The sequence below is a fragment of the Arthrobacter sp. Y-9 genome, from assembly GCF_029690065.1.
Lineage (GTDB): Bacteria > Actinomycetota > Actinomycetes > Actinomycetales > Micrococcaceae > Arthrobacter_E.
In genome coordinates, this window is the sequence record NZ_CP121463.1 from 1,012,331 (window position 1) to 1,028,450 (window position 16,120).

Genomic DNA, 16,120 nt, shown 5'->3' on the forward strand with positions numbered 1-16,120 from the left:
CGATGAACGAGGTCTTCCTTCTCGACGGGGTCCGCACCCCGATCGGCCGGTACGGCGGATCGCTCGCCGGTGAGCGTCCTGACGATCTGGCCGCCCTGACGGTGCGCACCGCCGTCGAGCGCAGCGGTGTGGATCCGGAGGTCATCGACGAGGTCATCCTGGGCGCCGCGAACCAGGCCGGTGAGGACAACCGGAACGTCGCCCGCATGGCCGTCCTGCTGGCGGGACTTCCGGACGGCATCCCCGGCTTCACGGTCAACAGGCTGTGCGCCTCCGGGATGACGGCGATCACCACGGCGCGGCAGATGATCGCCGCGGGGGACGCCGACGTCGTCGTGGCCGGCGGGGTGGAGTCCATGACCCGCGCGCCGTGGGTCACCGGGAAGCCGTCCCGCGCGTGGGCGAAGCCGGGGGAGAGCTGGGACACCTCGATCGGCTGGCGCTTCACGAACCCGCGCTTCGACGCGGACACCACCCTCTCGATGCCGCAGACGGCCGAACGGGTGGCCGAGCGCTGGGGGCTTGGCCGCGAGGAGCTGGACGCGTTCGCGCTCCGCTCCCACGAACGAGCGCTCGCCGCGCAGCGGGAAGGTCTCTTCGCGCGGGAGATCGTGCCGGTGGGGGACTTCGCGCAGGATGAGGGCCCGCGCGCCGACACGACCGCGGAGAAGCTCGCCGCGCTGCGCCCCCTGCACGGCCCGGGCGGCGTGATCACGGCCGGGAACTCGAGCTCTCTGAACGACGGCGCGGCCGCCGTCGTGCTCGTCAGCGAACGGTTCGCGCTCGCACAGGGTCTGACGCCGCGCGCCCGCGTCGTGGGCGGCGCCAACGCCGGAGTCGCCCCGGACATCATGGGCATCGGCCCGGTGCCCGCCAGCCGCAAGGTCCTCGACCGTGCCGGGTGGACCGTGGACGATCTGGACGCGGTCGAGCTGAACGAGGCGTTCGCCTCGCAGTCGCTCGCCTGCATCCGGGAGCTGGGCCTGGACGAGGCGACGGTCAACGCCTGGGGCGGCGCCATCGCCCTGGGGCATCCGCTCGGCTGTTCCGGCGCGCGGATCGCCTTGACTCTGCTGAGCCGTCTGGAGCACGACGGCGGCCGGCGCGGCCTCGCGGCCATGTGCGTCGGCGTCGGGCAGGGGTCCGCGTTGCTGCTGGAGCGGGCATGAGCGCGCCGCGGACGGACGGTCCGCTGCTCATCGAGGAGCGGGAGGACCGTGTCCTGATCCGTCTGAACCGGCCCGAGGTCCGCAACGCGATCGACCAGTCCATGGTGGACGCGCTCCACGAGGCGTGCGCCCTGCTGGAGCGCGAGCCGCGCGTCGCGCTCCTCGTCGGTTCGGGCGGCACCTTCGCGGCCGGGGCGGACATCGCCCAGCTGCGGGAGCGGCGGCTCGCCGATGCCCTGGCCGGCATCAACTCCGGGATCTTCGACCGCCTCCACCGGCTGCCGATGCCCACCATCGCCCTGCTCGACGGGTACGCACTGGGCGGCGGCGCCGAACTGGCCTACGCCTGCGATTTCCGGATCGGCACACCCACCGTGAAGATCGGCAACCCGGAGCCGGGCCTCGGCATCCTGGCGGCCGCGGGCGGGGCCTGGCGGCTGCGCGAACTCGTCGGCGAGCCGTTGGCCAAGGAGGTGCTTCTGGCCGGGCGCATCCTGACGGGCGAGGAGGCCCGCGAGGTCCGGCTGCTGAACGAGCTGGCCGCGCCGGAGGACCTGGAGGCCGCGGGGCATCGCCTCGCCGACCGGATCGCCCGGCAGGCGCCGCTGGCGGTCCGGCTGAGCAAGGCTGCCTTCCACGCGCCCCGCGAAGCCCACCCCCTGATCGACAATGTGGCGCAGGCGGTCCTCTTCGAGACCCAGGAGAAACAGGACCGGATGACCGCGTTCCTGAACCGACGCAAGGAGAAGGAATGAGCACGGTTCCTGAGACAGTGGGCGTCTACGGCGGAGGCCGGATGGGCGGTGGGATCGCTCACGCCTTCGCGCTCGCGGGCGCCGCGGTGACGGTCGTGGAGAACGACGAAGCCTCCGCCTCCTCCGCACGGGAGCGCATCGCGGCATCGCTGGCGAAGTCGGCGGAGAAGGGCGCGGAGGCCACCGGTTCCGTCACCGTGGTCACCGACCCCGAGGCCCTGTCCGGCTGCCGCCTGGTGGTCGAGGCCGTGCCGGAGCTGGCGGACCTCAAGGAAGCGGTCCTGGCGAGGATCGAGGAGTCGGCGCCCGGCGCGGTGATCGGCAGCAACACCAGTTCCCTCTCCATCACGGCGCTCGCGGCGACGCTCAAGGACCCGTCCCGGCTGATCGGACTGCACTTCTTCAACCCGGTGCCGGTCAGTGATCTGGTCGAGGTGGTCGTGGGCGATCAGACTCCGGCGGCCCTGGTCGAGGCGGCCCGCGGCTGGGTGGCCGGTCTCGGCAAGACCGCCATCACCGTGCAGGACGCCCCGGGCTTCGCGAGCAGCCGCCTCGGCGTGGCCCTCGCCCTCGAGGCGATGCGCCTGCTGGAGGAGGGCGTGGCCAGCGCCGAGGACATCGACACCGCCATGACCCTCGGCTACCGCCATCCGGTGGGACCGCTGAAGACCACCGACATCGTGGGCCTGGACGTGCGGCTCAACATCGCCGAACACCTCGAACGGGAGCTCGGGCCGCGCTTCGCCCCGCCGCAGGTGCTGCGGGACAAGGTGGCGGCCGGGGAGCTCGGCCGCAAGAGCGGACAGGGGTTCTACTCATGGTGACGCTCCTGGACGACCAACGGCTGGCGCGCGCGTGCGCGGACGCCCTGTGGAGCACCGATCAGGCCAGCAAGGGTCTCGGCATGACGCTGGACCGGGTGGAGCCGGGGCGGGCGGTCCTCTCCATGACGGTCCGCGCAGGCATGGTCAACGGTCACGGCATCTGTCACGGCGGGTTCATCTCGACCCTGGCGGACAGCACGTTCGCGTTCTCCTGCAACACCCGCAACGTCGTGACCGTGGCCGCCGGTTTCGAGATCGACTTCCTCGAGTCCGCCCACCTCGGGGACGTGCTGCGGGCCGACGGCCGGGAGGTCGTGCTCCGTGGGCGCTCCGGGATCTACGACGTCACCGTGCGGCGTGGGGACACGGTCGTCGCATTGTTCCGTGGCCGCAGCCGTTCGCTCGGCCGCCCGATCCTCGAGGAGACCCCATGACCACCGGAGCTGTGCGGATCGAGCGGGAGGCCGCCGTCGCCGTCGTGACGCTGAACGTCCCGGAGAAGCGCAACGCGCTCACCGTGGAGCTCAAGACGGCCCTGCGCGACGCGCTCGCGGAGGTGGCGGACGACGGCGGGGTGCGCGCCGTCGTGCTCGCGGCCGAGGGGCCGGCGTTCTCCGTCGGTCAGGATCTGGCCGAGCATGCAGAGGCCCTGCGCGGGGGAGGCGACGCCGCGTTCAGCACGGTCCGGGAGCACTACTCGCCGATCATCCGCTCCCTTCTGACCATGCCCAAGCCGGTCATCGCCGCCGTGGCCGGGACGTGCGTCGGAGCGGGCCTGGGACTCGCGCTCGCCGCGGACTACCGGGTGTTCGCCGCCGGGGTGAAGCTCGGCACCGCGTTCAGCGGGATCGGGCTGACCTTCGACTCCGGGCTGTCCTTCACCCTGCCCCGTGCCGTGGGTCACGCGCGGACCCGCGAACTGATGCTCTTCCCCCGGGTCTTCACCGCTGAAGAGGGGATCTCCTGGGGCATCGCGGGGGAGACGGTCGACGCCGCGGAGGGGCAGGCCGCGGTCCTGGGCCGCGCGCGCGAACTCGCCGCGGCTCTCGCCGCCGGGCCCACGCTGGCGTTCGCCGAGACGAAGCGGCTCCTGCTGGAGAGTTCCGGGACCGATCTCGACGCCGCGCTGGAGGCCGAGGCATCGGCCCAGGCCCGGTGTGGGTCCACTCGCGACCATGCCGGTGCCGTGGCGGCGTTCCTCGCGCGGGAACGGCCCGTCTTCACCGGCGAATGAGCAGGCGGCTGGTGGGGACCGGGAGAAGAGGCGGGAACCGGCCGGGATCAGCGGGGGCGCAGCCCGTCGAGGGCCAGAGCGATGACGTCGCGGCCGAGCTGCTCCGGCTCGATGCTCCCGCCCGGGCGGTACCACTCGGCGACCGAGTTCACCATGCCGAAGATCAGGCGAGTGGCGATGCCGGCGTCGAGGTCGGCGCGCAGCTGTCCGTCGGCCTGCGCCGTGCGGACCAGTGCGGTGACGCGGGCGTCGAAGGCCCGGCGCCGTTCGAGGGCCGCGAGTTCCACGGGGCTGTTCCCGCGCAGCCGGAGGAGCAGGGTGACCTGGGGCTGCTGGCGCGTAAGGGTCAGCACTGCGGCCCGGATCAGCAGGTTCAGCGACTCGGCGGCGGACCCGCCCCGGCTCACGGCCTCATCCAGATCGGTTTCGAGCCCCGTGAGTGCCTCCTCCAGGGCGAGGCTCAGGAGCTGTTCCTTGGAATCGAAGTGGTGATAGAGCGCCGACTTGGACAGGCCCAGGCGCTGCGCCAGATCGGCGACGGAGGTGGCGTCGTACCCTTGCTCATTGAAGAGCTCGACGGCGATGCGCAGCACTTGCGCCCGGTCGTAGCCCGGGCGTCCGCGACGGGGAGCGGCCTCGGCTGTCATGGTGTCTCCTCGAGGGGTGCGGGGTCACGACGGGTGCGGCGTGAACGACCGGTCGGTCGGTCCTTGAAATCTAGCAGTCCGGTGGCCGGGCGGGAGAAAGGTGGAACAGCGTGAGTGCGGACGAGAGGCACGAGCCGTGGACCATCCATCTGGGAGAGCTCGATGAGAAGCTCGGCATCAGGGTCCTCGAACAGTCGGCGGACCGCGTGGTGACCACCATGCCCGTGGCAGGCAACACGCAGTCGCTCGGTCGGCTGCACGGCGGCGCGAGCGCGGCGCTCGCCGAGGCCACCGGCTCCTGGGCCGGGATGATCCACGCGAGCCTGCGGGGCAAGGTCTGCGTGGGGGTGGACCTGAACATCACGCATCACCGGGGCGCCCGCGCCGGCGAGATCATCGCCACCGCCACCCCGCTGCATGCCGGCTCACGGATCGCGACCTACCAGGTGCTCATCACGGACGGGGAGGGACGGCTGCTCGCGACGGCCCGCATCACGAACATGCTGATGGACCCGAAGGATCACTGAGCCGGCGGTCCGCCGTGGCTTTCCCGTCCCCGCACCCGAAGGCCCGGCTCCGTCGACAAGCGGGTGAGGCCGTTCCAGGCGAGGTTCACGATATGCGCCGCGACCTCGTCCTTGGCGGGCGCCGGCGGGGCGCCGGGGCCGGACGCCGCCGTGCGGGCGTCGAGCCACCACTGCCCGGTCGAGGCGACCATGCCCACCAGCATCTGGGCGTAGAGGGCCGCGTCCCGCTCTGCGTAGCCGCGCTGGGCGAACTCGGCCGCCAGGATGTGGGTCACGCGGCGGGTGATGGCGCCGAGGATCGTGGAGTAGCTCGCGGTGGAGTCGGTCGAGTCCGACGGCGGCGCGTCCCGGACCAGGATCCGGAACCCCTGCGTGTGCCCTTCGATGTAGCCCAGCAGCGCCAGGGCCGCGCGCTCCAGGAGGATGCGCGCGGGTGCGGGCTCGGCGAGGGCTTCCGTGATGTCCTGCAGCAGGGCCGCGGACTCCTGCTCGACGACGGCGGCGTACAGCCGCTCCTTCGCGCCGAAGTGTTCGTACACCACGGGCTTGGAGACGCCGGCGGCCGCCGCGATCTCCTCGATGCTCGTGCCGCCGAGTCCCTTCTCGGAGAAGAGCGCGCGGGCCACCGCGGTCAGCTGCGCCCGCCGTTCGCCCGCGGCCATCCGGGTGCGTCTGAGGCCCGTCCGTCCACTGGTGGTCACCGGCACCCGTTTCTCCCCGAAGTCACCGCTCCATCATGCCTCACCCGCCCGGTTCCGGTGGGCTGTGGCCTGCGTTGCACGGGTCCGGCGGCCCGTCCACCGCGGGTCCGGGAGGCCTTCCGCCCAGCTCGCACCTCGGCTGTCCGCGTGGCAGAATGGACTTTTGTGTCCGGCCTTGGCCCCGCCTTTTCCGGCACGGTCCGCTCTGGTGTAACGGCAGCACCCAGGCCTTTGGAGCCTTGGAGTATAGGTTCGAATCCTATGGGCGGAACGGCATCCCATGGCGACAGCCTGCGGATGACTGACCAGCCCGGTCGCCCCGTCCGGGCGCATCCTGGCACCGCGAGTCAGAATCGCAGATGAGGAGTTCCATCCGTGAGCAATGCCGAGAACCGCGCCGCAGCTGTCATCGTTCTGGCGGCTGGCGCCGGCACCCGGATGAAGTCCCGCACCCCCAAGATCCTTCACACCCTCGGCGGCAAGTCGATGGTGGGCCATGCCCTGGACGCCGCGTGGGGCATCGAGCCCGGACGTCTGGCCGTCCTGGTCCGCCACCAGCGCGACCTCGTGGCGGAGCACCTCGCCGAGATCGCCCCTGAGGCCCTGATCGTGGACCAGGACGAGGTCCCGGGCACCGGACGCGCCGTGGAGCAGGGTCTGGCGGCCCTGGATGCCACGGACGCCGTCGAAGGCACCGTGATCGTCACGTACGGTGACGTCCCCCTGCTGACCTCCGCTCTTCTCGGCGACCTCCTCGCCGCCCACCAGGACCAGGGCAATGCCGTGACGGTGCTGACCACCGTGCTGGACGACCCCTCCGGGTATGGCCGCATCCTGCGGGCCGAGGACGGCTCCGTGCTGGGCATCCGCGAGCACAAGGACGCCAGCGACGAGGAACGCGCCATCCGCGAGATCAACTCCGGCATCTACGCCTTCGACGCCGCGGTGCTGCGCGAGGCTCTCGGCGAGGTCACCACGGACAACGCCCAGGGTGAGAAGTACCTGACGGACGTGCTGGCCATCGCCCGTTCGCGCGGAGGCCGCGTGGCCGCCGTCGTGACCGAGGACCGCTGGCAGGTGGAGGGCGCCAACGACCGTGTCCAGCTCGCCGCCCTCGGCGCGGAGCTGAACCGCCGCACGGTCGAGGCCTGGATGCGCGCCGGTGTGACCGTCGTCGACCCCGCCACCACCTGGATCGACGGCACCGTCGAGCTGGAGGAGGACGTCACGCTCCTGCCGAACACGCAGCTGCACGGCGGCACCCGGGTGGCGCGCGACGCCGTCGTCGGCCCGGACTCCACCCTCACCGACGTGATCATCGGCGAAGGCGCCAAGGTCACCCGCACGCACGGCTCCGGCTCCGAGATCAAGGCCGGCGCCTCGGTCGGCCCGTTCACCTACCTCCGCCCCGGCACCGTCCTGGGGGAGAAGGGCAAGATCGGCGCGTTCTACGAGACGAAGAACGTCACGATCGGCGCCCGCTCCAAGCTGTCGCACCTCGGCTACGCCGGGGACGCGGAGATCGGCGAGGACACCAACATCGGCTGCGGCAACATCACGGCCAACTACGACGGCGAGAAGAAGCACCGCACGGTGATCGGCTCGGGCGTGCGGACCGGCTCCAACACGGTCTTCGTGGCCCCCGTCAGCGTGGGGGACGGCGCCTATTCGGGCGCCGGAGCGGTCATCCGCAAGGACGTCCCGGCCGGTGCCCTCACCATCAACGTCTCACCCCAGCGCAATGCCCAGGAATGGGTGATCGCCAACCGGCCCGGTAGCATTTCCGCGCAACTTGCGCAGGCCGCCGTGGACGCACAGACTTCCACCCAGAGCGACCCCACAACAGAAGGCGAATAACAATGTCCGCAATCACCGCGCACGGCGAGAAGAAACTGGTCCTGGCGAGCGGACGGGCCCACCCGGAGCTGGCACAGGAGATCGCGAGCGAGCTCGGCACCTCCCTGCTTCCCGTGGACGCCTATGACTTCGCCAACGGAGAGCTGTACGTCCGCCCCGCCGAGAGCGTGCGCGGCACGGATGCTTTCGTGATCCAGTCGCACCCGGCCCCCATGAACAACTGGCTCATGGAGCAGCTGATCCTTATCGATTCGCTCAAGCGCGCCTCCGCCAAGCGCATCACCGTGGTGTCGCCGTTCTACCCGTACGCCCGCCAGGACAAGAAGGGCCGTGGCCGCGAGCCCATCTCCGCCCGTCTGGTGGCAGATCTCTACAAGACCGCCGGCGCGGACCGCATCATGAGCGTGGACCTGCACACCAGCCAGATCCAGGGCTTCTTCGACGGTCCCGTGGACCACCTGATGGCCATCCCGCTCCTGGCCGACTACATCCGCACCAAGGTCGAGGCCGACAACATCACCGTCGTCTCCCCGGACACGGGCCGTGTGCGCGTCGCCGAGCAGTGGGCCGAGCGCCTGGGCGGCGCCCCGCTGGCCTTCGTGCACAAGAGCCGTGACCTCACCGTCCCCAACCAGGCCGTCTCCAAGACCGTCGTGGGCCAGGTCGAGGGACGCACCTGCGTGCTCATCGACGACATGATCGACACCGGTGGCACCATCTCCGGCGCCGTCCAGGTGCTGAAGAACGCCGGCGCCAAGGACGTCATCATCGCGTGCACCCACGCCGTGCTGTCCGAACCGGCCTCCCAGCGTCTCGCCGAGTCCGGCGCCCGCGAGGTCGTGGTGACCAACACCCTGCCGATCCCGGCCGAGAAGCGCTTCCCGAACCTCACGGTGCTGTCCATCGCGCCGCTGATCGCCCGCGCCATCCGCGAAGTGTTCGACGACGGCTCGGTCACCAGCCTCTTCGACGGCAAGGCCTGATTCTCACCTCTTCGACACCCGGACCCACGGATTCGTTGCGGACCCACGGAAATTTCCGTGGGTGACCGACGAGTCCGTGGGTCCGGGCGTTTTACGGCCGCGACCGGACTCCTGCTAAACTGGACCGTCACCTTGGCGAGGGAACCGATTCTCCGGTTCCGTGATCGACTGGGTCCTGGGCTCCCAGGCCGGCCTCACGGCCGCCGGGTGGCCGGACTTGTCCCGCCGCCCACCAGGCCAGGCATCCTCCACGGAGGAACGCCGAAGGCCGATTACTGAGAGGAGCCTCAGATGTCTGAGACCAAGCTCGATACCGAACTGCGCACCGAATTCGGCAAGGGCTACGCCCGCCGCGCCCGCGCCGCCGGCAAGATCCCCGCCGTCATCTACGGTCACGGCGCAGAGCCCGTGCACGTCAACCTGCCGGGCCGCGAGACCACCCTCGCCGTCCGCACCCCGAACGCCCTGCTGAACCTCGTGATCGACGGTGCCGAGCACCTGACCATCGTCAAGGACATCCAGCGCGACCCGATCAAGCAGATCATCGAGCACATCGACCTGCTGACCGTGAAGAAGGGCGAGAAGGTCGCCGTGGACGTCCACGTTCACGTCACCGGTGAAGCCGCTCCGGGCGTCGTCGCCAACCAGGAAGCCAGCACCGTCTCCGTCGAGGCCGAGGCCACCCACGTGCCCAACGCCATCGAGTTCGACATCGAGGGCCGCGAGGCCGGCGCGCACGTGCACGCCTCCGACCTGGTCCTGCCGAAGGGCGCCGTCCTGCTGAGCGACCCGGAGACCCTGGTCGTCAACCTCTCCGAGGCCACCGTCGTGGAGACCGAGGACGAGGCTGCCGCTGAGGAAGCCGCTCCCGAAGCCGAGTGATCCCCTCCGGCCGATGGCCGGATGACGTTCGCTGAGAAGGGCCGGACCCCACGGGGTCCGGCCCTTCGTGCGTGCCTGGCCCGGCGTGGCCCGGCAGCTCCACGAACCGGTGGTGACCCCGGGCCGTCCCGTGGCACGTAAAATATTCCGGTGAGCGAAACATGGCTGGTGGTCGGACTGGGTAATCCGGGGGCGCAGTATGCGGGCAACCGGCACAACGTGGGCCAGATGGTTCTGGACGAACTGGCCCAGCGGATGGGCGCACGGTTCAGCGTCCACAAGAGCCGGGCCCAGCTGGCGGAGGGCCGCCTCGGGATCGGCGGACCGAAGCTCCTCCTCGCCAAGCCGATGAGCTACATGAACCTCTCGGGCGGGGCCACGTCCGCCTTGAGCCGGTTCTTCGGGATCGAACCGGACCATGTGATCGCCGTGCATGACGAGATCGACATCCCCTTCAACACCGTCAAGCTGAAGCTCGGCGGGGGAGAGGGCGGTCACAACGGCCTGCGGGACATCAGCAAGGCCCTGGCCACCAAGGACTACCTGAGGGTGCGGGTCGGGGTGGGCCGTCCGCCGGGCCGCATGGACACCGCGGACTACGTGCTCAAGGATTTCACCGCCACCGAGCGCAAGGATCTGCCGTTCCTCCTGGACGCCGCGGCGGACGCCGTCGAGGAGCTGGTGGGCTCCGGTCTGGTGGCCGCGCAGCAGCGGTTCCACTCGCCGTCGTAGACACCGGAAATACGGGGCCGAAGTCCCTTCTCCTGCCCCCGGCACGCTGGTATCGTTCAACGTAACGAGCAGGGGGCATCGTGGTCAGTCGCAGGTCTTCAGGGGGCGGCTGTTCATGAGAGGTGTCAAAGGTGAGTACATTCGGTACTGCCCACACGCCAACCTTGGCGTTGTCCGCAGCTCCCTCCACATGGAGGAAAGTCCTCGGCGCGGTCGAGCGGAGGAAATGGTCCGGTGTGGCTCACCGGCGCCTGATCCCCACCGTGGAGGCGATGATCCAGGACCCCGATCTGCGGGGCATGCTCCTGGAAGGTCCCGAGGGAAGCGGCAAATCCTCCCTGGGCTACGAATTCGCCCGGTCCCGTCCTGACCTCCACGTGGTGATCCTCTCCGGAACCCAGGCGCTGCGCAGCAAGCCGCTCGGGGTGTTCCTCAAGTACCTGGACCGGATTCCGGACAGCACCGGTCCGGAGGGCTCCGATCCGGTGCCGGCCGAAGTCATCCCGCCGCTGAGCCAGGCCATCGCGGAGGAGGCCAGGGGCCGGACCACTCTGCTGTTCGTCGACGACATCCACCGCATCGACTCCGCGTCCCTGTCTGTGATCGTGCATCTGGTGCTGTCCGGCCGGAGCAAGCTCCTGGCCACCGCGCCGCGGGGCAAGGACGTGAACTCCAGCCTGGGCTGGCTCGTCCGGGACGGACTGATCGTGCAGCACCGCATGCCCCTCCTCAACCGGAGCGAATCGCGGCAGCTGATCCTTCAGTCGACCGGTCATCCCATCTCCGAGGCCGCTCTGAGCGCGCTCCTGCAGCATCACGGCCGCTCGGCGCTCACCATGCAGGCCCTGTTCGGGGAACAGGTCGAGCAGCGCCGGATCGAGCTGCAGTCCGGCCACTGGATCTCCACCCACCCCCTGGCCATCGAACCCCGGGGGCCCGTGGCGCGGCTCATGGCCGCCCGGCTCCAGCGCGAGCCGGAGGACCTCCAGAAAGCCCTCGTCAAGATCGCCCTGCTGCACCGGGCGCCCTGGCGGCTGGCGGCGGCCGTGGTCGGGGTCAGGACCCTGGTGGAACTGGAAGAGCGGGGCCATCTGCTCGTGGAGACCTCCCGGGACCGGCATGTGAGCCTGAAGGACTATTTCCTGGCCGAGTCCATCAGGGTGGGAAGTCATGAGAAGGCCAGTGGGGAGCTGCTCTCCGAGATCAACCTGGCGGCCGGCGGCTCGCTCATGGAACTCGAACCCTCCGAGCTCCTGGTCCTGGGGCAGTGGCTCCTGGACTCCGGGCAGGATCTCGACGCCGGCCTGCGCGTGGGCATCGCCGACTACGCGCTGGCCAATGCGCGGCCCCTCCTGGCCGTGCGGGTCCTGCGGGACTTCCCGGAGGAGGACCCGCGAGCCGTGGAGGCCCGCTTCCTCACCGCCACCGCGTACTTCGCCCTGGCGGAGGCCGAGAAGGCCTGGTCGGTGATCGCTCCGGTCGACGTCGAGGCGTTCGTGGACGGGGACCCGGGACCCGGCACGCTCGCCGTCGCCGCGATGGTGCAGCAGGCGCGCGTCCGGTGCCATCTGGAACTCTTCGGGGATCATCAGGCGGCGTGGGAGGAGGTCGCCACGCTGGAAGCACTCATCCACCGTTTCGAGAAGGCGGACCGGACCGGCTGGAAGCGGACGGCCGGCGACGGTGGGCACCTGAGCGTCGCCGAGCGTCTTCTGCTCGCCGGACTCGAGATCCGGTTCCACAGCGGGGACTTCCGGACGGTCGGCCCGGAACTGGAGGCGCTCTGGGAATCGCCCGGCGGCAGCGAGGAGCTGCGGCTGGTCTGTGGCAGCTTCCTGGTCATGTGCCATGCGGTGATGGGTCGAGAGGACGACGCCGTGCGCCTCGCCGGGGAGGTCGCGGAGCGCCTGCGTCTGGCACCGCAGGACTACAAAGTGCGGGAGATCCACCTCGAAGGGCGGGTGCTCGCCCTGATCTGGAGCGGGCGGTGGGTGGAATGCGTGGACGAGCTGCAGGAACTCCTGGAAGCCAGCGGTCAGGACGCCATGTTCCGGGGCGGCGTCATGGAACTGGGCGTCGGCTTGGCGTACTGCTTCGCCGGGAAGTCCGACCAGTCCATCGAGATCCTCGCCTCCTCGATCGCGCAATTGGAGGCGGAACGGCCCAACGGCTACCTGTGTGTCGCCCTGGCGGCACTCGCGTTCTCCCAGGCCTCGGCCGGCAACGAGGAGGCGGCCCAGGATCTGCTCGCGCGGCTCGACCGGATCGAAACGGCGATGAGCTGGGCCAACCGGTTCATGACCGAGTTCTTCGTGCGGATGGCCCGGCTCGCCATGAACGACCTGGACGCGGCGCGTCTGCTGGTCCGCTCGGGCCTCGAGGACCTTGAAGCCGGACGTCTCACCGCGGCGTCGCTCAGTCTGTTCGGCGCCAAGTACTACAACAACCACCGCGAGATCGAGGCGGTCCGGGAAGCGGGGCTGCTCCGGCAGGGGGCCATGGGGGCCATCACTGCCGGCTGGGCCTCAGCGGTCCTGCAGCGTGACCCGCAGCAGGCCCTCGCCGCGGCCACCGAGGCCGAGAAGCTCCAGCTGCAGGCGGTCGAGTACCGCTGCGCCGCCGTCGCGCTCGAACTGGCGAAGGAGAACGCCAGCGCCGTGTCCGTCGCCTCGGCCCGCGCTCACCTGCAATCGGCGGAGAGCGGCGGGCTCGTCAACCGGACGCTGGTCTCCGTCAGTCACGGCGGCCACCTCACCCACCGGGAACTGCAGGTGGCGCGCCTGGCGGAGCAGGGCCTGGGCAACCGGGACATCGCCCGCCGGATCGGCATCTCCGTCCGCACCGTGGAAGGCCATCTTTACCAGGCCTTCGCGAAACTGGGCGTGACGTCACGACAGCAACTCGACTCCTTGTCCGCCGCCTTGTCGGACACCACGCCTTCGGGACAGCCAGCGCCTGAGCATGAATGACATCGCGCGGCCGTTCGGCAGGGGACCCGAACTGGCGGAGGTGCTCAGGCTCCTGACGTCCGACGAGGTGCCCGCCGTCTTCGTGGCCGCGGCGCCCGGCATGGGCGTCACCACGCTGCTGCGCCGGCTCTTCGGCGCCCTGTCCGCCACACGTCCTGTGCTCTCCCTGCACGGCACCCCGGCCCTGACCCTGGTCAACTACGGCGTGCTGGCCGTGCTGCGGGGGATGGACTCGATGGGCGCCCTGTCCCTCAACCCCGCACCCGCCCTCAAGGTGCTCCGGGCCCACTTCCGGGCGCAGCGGCAGGCGCTCGGCGGCGATGCCGACGGTCCGCCCCCGGTGGTGGTGATCGACGAAGCGGATTCCCTCGACCCCGCCAGCAGCGACCTGTTCGCCTCGCTGGTGATGGAAGGGGACATCACGCTGGTGGCCTCCTACGACGCGCGGCGTCCACTGGCGGGACCGCTCAGCGAGCTCTGGGGGATGGGGCTGGCCGAGGAGGTGGGGCTCGAACCGTTCGACCGCGCCCGCACGAGCGACTATGCCCGCGAAGCCCTGGGAGCGCCGTTGCTGCCGGGCCTCGAGTGGAAACTCTGGCAGGACTCGGGCGGCAGCCCCATGCTCCTGCATCTCCTGCTGTCCGAAGCGCGGCGGAACGGGGGGATCGCCCTCCGTCGCGACGTGTGGGTGGCCACCGCGAAGGAACCGTGGTCGGGCGAGGGCCTGCACGCGATCGTCGAGGAGCGGCTGGCCAGCCTGAGCCTGCAATCCCATCACGCCCTCAACGCCGTGGCACTGGGCGGCACACTGCGACAGGAGATCCTGCAGACCCGCTTCGGCGCGGACGCGGTGCAGACCCTCCTGGACGAGGGCTTCATCCGCTTCGAGGACGGCGATCCGGAACGCCTCCGGATGACGAACCCGGTCTACGGGGAAGTGGTCCGCTCCCTGATCCCGCACAGCCTGAGCCGCGCCATCCTGGAGGACCTGGAGACCCTCGAAGGAGACGTGGACGTGCCGCTGGTGATGCTCCAGCGGACCCGCTGGCTGATCGACTCCGGCATGCCGGTGCCGCCGGAGCAGCTGCTGCGCGCCGCGACACTGGCCTGCAAGCACTTCGATCCCGATCTGGCCGGGCGATTCCTGAGCGCCGTGCCCGCCACGACGCACGAGGCGTGGGCGGAGGCCGTGCGGGCCCGGCTGGATTTCAATGAGGGCGCGTACCGGCGGGTCCGGGAGCGTCTGGCCGCGCCCTGGCTCCTGGCCGACCGGGAGGCCCAGCTGCGGGTGTCCCTCCTGGAGGCGGCCACGACCATCGCGGCCGGGCTGCCGTCGTCGGGCATCAGCGGGCAGGCGCGGAGGCTCCGCGCGCTGGCCGCCACCGGCATCACCGACGACGGCGGCGCCGACTGCCGCGCCGCGCTCTTGCGGCGCGCGGAGGTGCTGGAGGCCCTGGCCGCCAATCAGCAGGGGCACCTGGCCGAGCTCGGGCGGCTGATCGGGTCCCTCCTGGAAACCACCGAGAACGACGACTCACCCCACGCCCTGATCGACCGGACCCTGGCACTGTCCCTCGACGCGGAGCGCCTCACGGTCCTGGGCGACTCCGAGGCGGCGCTGCGGCGCGCCGGACAGGCCTTCGCCCTCCGGCATGACGAGAGCCTGGACGTCTTCTTCCTGCCGGAGACCGTGATCGTCACGGCCCTCATGGTCTCCCTCGCCGCCGGGAGTCCCCAGGCAGCGCTGGAACTCGTGGCCCTGACCCGGATCGACGCCACGGGCGCCGCGATGGCGTTCGGCGGCGGCACGAGCCTGATCACGGGAGCCATCCTCGGGCTGCAGGGCGAGTACGCCGCGAGTCTGGAGCCACTGCTCGCGGGTCTGGAGAACCTGAAGATCAACGATCCCCAGCGGCTGCGCGGCTTCTTCGTGGCGCAGGCGTACATGGCGGCGGCCAAGACGGGCCGGGTCGAGCTGGCCCGGGAACTGCGGGAGAGCTACGAACCCGGCTGCACCTTCTACTACGGTCAGGTCATGGCGAACCTGCTGATGGCCCGCGGGGACGCCGAGCTGGACCCCGACGGACCCGGCACGGCGGCCATGGTGGAGACGGCCGAGACCATGGCCCGGGCGGGCTTCCTCGGGCTGGCGGCACCGGCCTGGTCGATGCTGCTCGGGCTCGGCCATCCCGGGGCCCGCGAGCGCCTGGAGGGCCTCATCCCCGGACTCACCGGGCCGTGGGCCGAGGCGATGGCCCGGTTCCTGGAGGCCGCCCAGGTGCCCGACGCCCAGCAGATCCTCGAAGCCGGCCGCTCGCTCGATGTGCGCGGCCACACCGCGCTCGCGCGGTCCCTCTACCGGACGGCGGCGGACACGGCACAGCGCAACGGTGACGGCGTCACCGCCCATCAGGCCCGGCAGGCGCTCAGCACGGTGGGCGACGCCGTCGGTGACGGGGCCGGCACGGATGCGCAGGGTCTTCCGAAACTCACGGGCCGGGAGAAGGAGATCGCCCGGCTTGCACGGGACGGGCACTCCGATGAGACGATCGCCTCCCTCCTGCACCTCTCCGTCCGGACGGTGGGCGGGCATCTGAGCCGCGCGTACCGGAAACTCGGCGTCTCCTCGCGACGGCAGCTGGCGGACGTCTTCAAGGACTGACCGGGTTCGACGCCTGACCGGGTTCAATGCCTGACGTGGTTCGAGGCCGGCCGGGTCAACGGCAGCCCGTGTTCGCACCCTGACCGGCACGCCCACTCGCCTCCGGGCCTCTGCCCACCCACCCGAACCGTGGCGGAGCCGCGCCCCGCGCCCCCGGACCTCGCCGCCCCGACCGCTT

Annotated in this window: 14 protein-coding genes and 1 tRNA gene; 13 read left to right on the forward strand and 2 right to left on the reverse strand. The window is 70.8% G+C overall.

Going from position 1 to position 16,120, the window contains the following annotated elements; translation table 11 throughout:
* The first annotated feature begins 2 nt into the window (after positions 1 to 2).
* From P9849_RS04475 to P9849_RS04495, 5 genes are read left to right on the forward strand one after another with little or no spacing between them, the layout of a single operon-like run.
* A complete protein-coding gene (locus tag P9849_RS04475; RefSeq protein WP_278268492.1) occupies positions 3 to 1,169 on the forward strand; it encodes a thiolase family protein in 1,167 nt (388 codons plus the stop codon).
* A complete protein-coding gene (locus P9849_RS04480) occupies positions 1,166 to 1,924 on the forward strand; it encodes an enoyl-CoA hydratase/isomerase family protein (protein ID WP_278268493.1) in 759 nt (252 codons plus the stop codon). The genes P9849_RS04475 and P9849_RS04480 overlap by 4 nt, the downstream gene beginning before the upstream one ends.
* The gene (locus P9849_RS04485; protein WP_278268494.1) at positions 1,921 to 2,748 is read left to right on the forward strand and encodes a 3-hydroxyacyl-CoA dehydrogenase family protein; all 828 of its coding nucleotides are present in this window, start codon (positions 1,921 to 1,923) and stop codon (positions 2,746 to 2,748) included. Before P9849_RS04480 ends, P9849_RS04485 begins: the two co-directional genes overlap by 4 nt.
* Complete coding sequence (gene paaI, locus P9849_RS04490; protein WP_278268495.1) at positions 2,742 to 3,182, forward strand: hydroxyphenylacetyl-CoA thioesterase PaaI; 441 nt, start codon at positions 2,742 to 2,744, stop codon at positions 3,180 to 3,182. The genes P9849_RS04485 and paaI overlap by 7 nt, the downstream gene beginning before the upstream one ends.
* Positions 3,179 to 3,982 carry an enoyl-CoA hydratase-related protein gene (locus tag P9849_RS04495; protein WP_278268496.1) on the forward strand — a complete coding sequence of 268 codons (804 nt, stop codon included), beginning with the start codon at positions 3,179 to 3,181 and terminating at the stop codon, positions 3,980 to 3,982. The genes paaI and P9849_RS04495 overlap by 4 nt, the downstream gene beginning before the upstream one ends.
* A gap of 47 nt (positions 3,983 to 4,029) precedes the next feature.
* Here the strand turns inward: P9849_RS04495 and P9849_RS04500 are convergent, their stop codons facing one another.
* Positions 4,030 to 4,629: a TetR/AcrR family transcriptional regulator gene (locus tag P9849_RS04500; RefSeq protein ID WP_278268497.1), complete on the reverse strand. Its 600-nt coding sequence runs from the start codon at positions 4,627 to 4,629 to the stop codon at positions 4,030 to 4,032.
* Between the two features lie 110 nt (positions 4,630 to 4,739).
* Here P9849_RS04500 and P9849_RS04505 point away from each other — a divergent pair, with 110 nt between their 5' ends.
* Complete coding sequence (locus P9849_RS04505) at positions 4,740 to 5,156, forward strand: PaaI family thioesterase (protein ID WP_278268498.1); 417 nt, start codon at positions 4,740 to 4,742, stop codon at positions 5,154 to 5,156.
* On the opposite strand, the gene P9849_RS04510 is transcribed toward P9849_RS04505, so the two are convergent.
* A complete protein-coding gene (locus P9849_RS04510) occupies positions 5,150 to 5,818 on the reverse strand; it encodes a TetR/AcrR family transcriptional regulator (protein WP_278269090.1) in 669 nt (222 codons plus the stop codon). The two genes, P9849_RS04505 and P9849_RS04510, sit on opposite strands and share 7 nt — an antisense overlap.
* Positions 5,819 to 6,056: 238 nt before the next feature.
* On the opposite strand from P9849_RS04510, the gene P9849_RS04515 reads away from it, so the two are divergent.
* The 7 genes from P9849_RS04515 (at position 6,057) to P9849_RS04545 (ending at position 15,942) form a co-directional block, all read left to right on the forward strand.
* Positions 6,057 to 6,128, forward strand: a tRNA-Gln gene (locus P9849_RS04515).
* 167 nt (positions 6,129 to 6,295) lie between these two features.
* Positions 6,296 to 7,714 carry a bifunctional UDP-N-acetylglucosamine diphosphorylase/glucosamine-1-phosphate N-acetyltransferase GlmU gene (gene glmU / locus P9849_RS04520; protein ID WP_278269091.1) on the forward strand — a complete coding sequence of 473 codons (1,419 nt, stop codon included), beginning with the start codon at positions 6,296 to 6,298 and terminating at the stop codon, positions 7,712 to 7,714.
* A 2-nt stretch (positions 7,715 to 7,716) separates the two neighbouring features.
* Positions 7,717 to 8,697, forward strand: a complete 981-nt coding sequence (locus P9849_RS04525) for a ribose-phosphate diphosphokinase (RefSeq protein ID WP_066216800.1) — start codon at positions 7,717 to 7,719, stop codon at positions 8,695 to 8,697.
* Between the two features lie 291 nt (positions 8,698 to 8,988).
* Positions 8,989 to 9,579: a 50S ribosomal protein L25/general stress protein Ctc gene (locus P9849_RS04530; protein ID WP_278268499.1), complete on the forward strand. Its 591-nt coding sequence runs from the start codon at positions 8,989 to 8,991 to the stop codon at positions 9,577 to 9,579.
* A gap of 150 nt (positions 9,580 to 9,729) precedes the next feature.
* Positions 9,730 to 10,311 carry an aminoacyl-tRNA hydrolase gene (pth, locus tag P9849_RS04535; RefSeq protein WP_278268500.1) on the forward strand — a complete coding sequence of 194 codons (582 nt, stop codon included), beginning with the start codon at positions 9,730 to 9,732 and terminating at the stop codon, positions 10,309 to 10,311.
* Positions 10,312 to 10,547: 236 nt separating this feature from the next.
* Positions 10,548 to 13,280 carry a LuxR family transcriptional regulator gene (locus tag P9849_RS04540; RefSeq protein WP_278268501.1) on the forward strand — a complete coding sequence of 911 codons (2,733 nt, stop codon included), beginning with the start codon at positions 10,548 to 10,550 and terminating at the stop codon, positions 13,278 to 13,280.
* Positions 13,273 to 15,942 carry a LuxR family transcriptional regulator gene (locus tag P9849_RS04545; RefSeq protein ID WP_278268502.1) on the forward strand — a complete coding sequence of 890 codons (2,670 nt, stop codon included), beginning with the start codon at positions 13,273 to 13,275 and terminating at the stop codon, positions 15,940 to 15,942. Before P9849_RS04540 ends, P9849_RS04545 begins: the two co-directional genes overlap by 8 nt.
* Positions 15,943 to 16,120 lie beyond the last annotated feature (178 nt).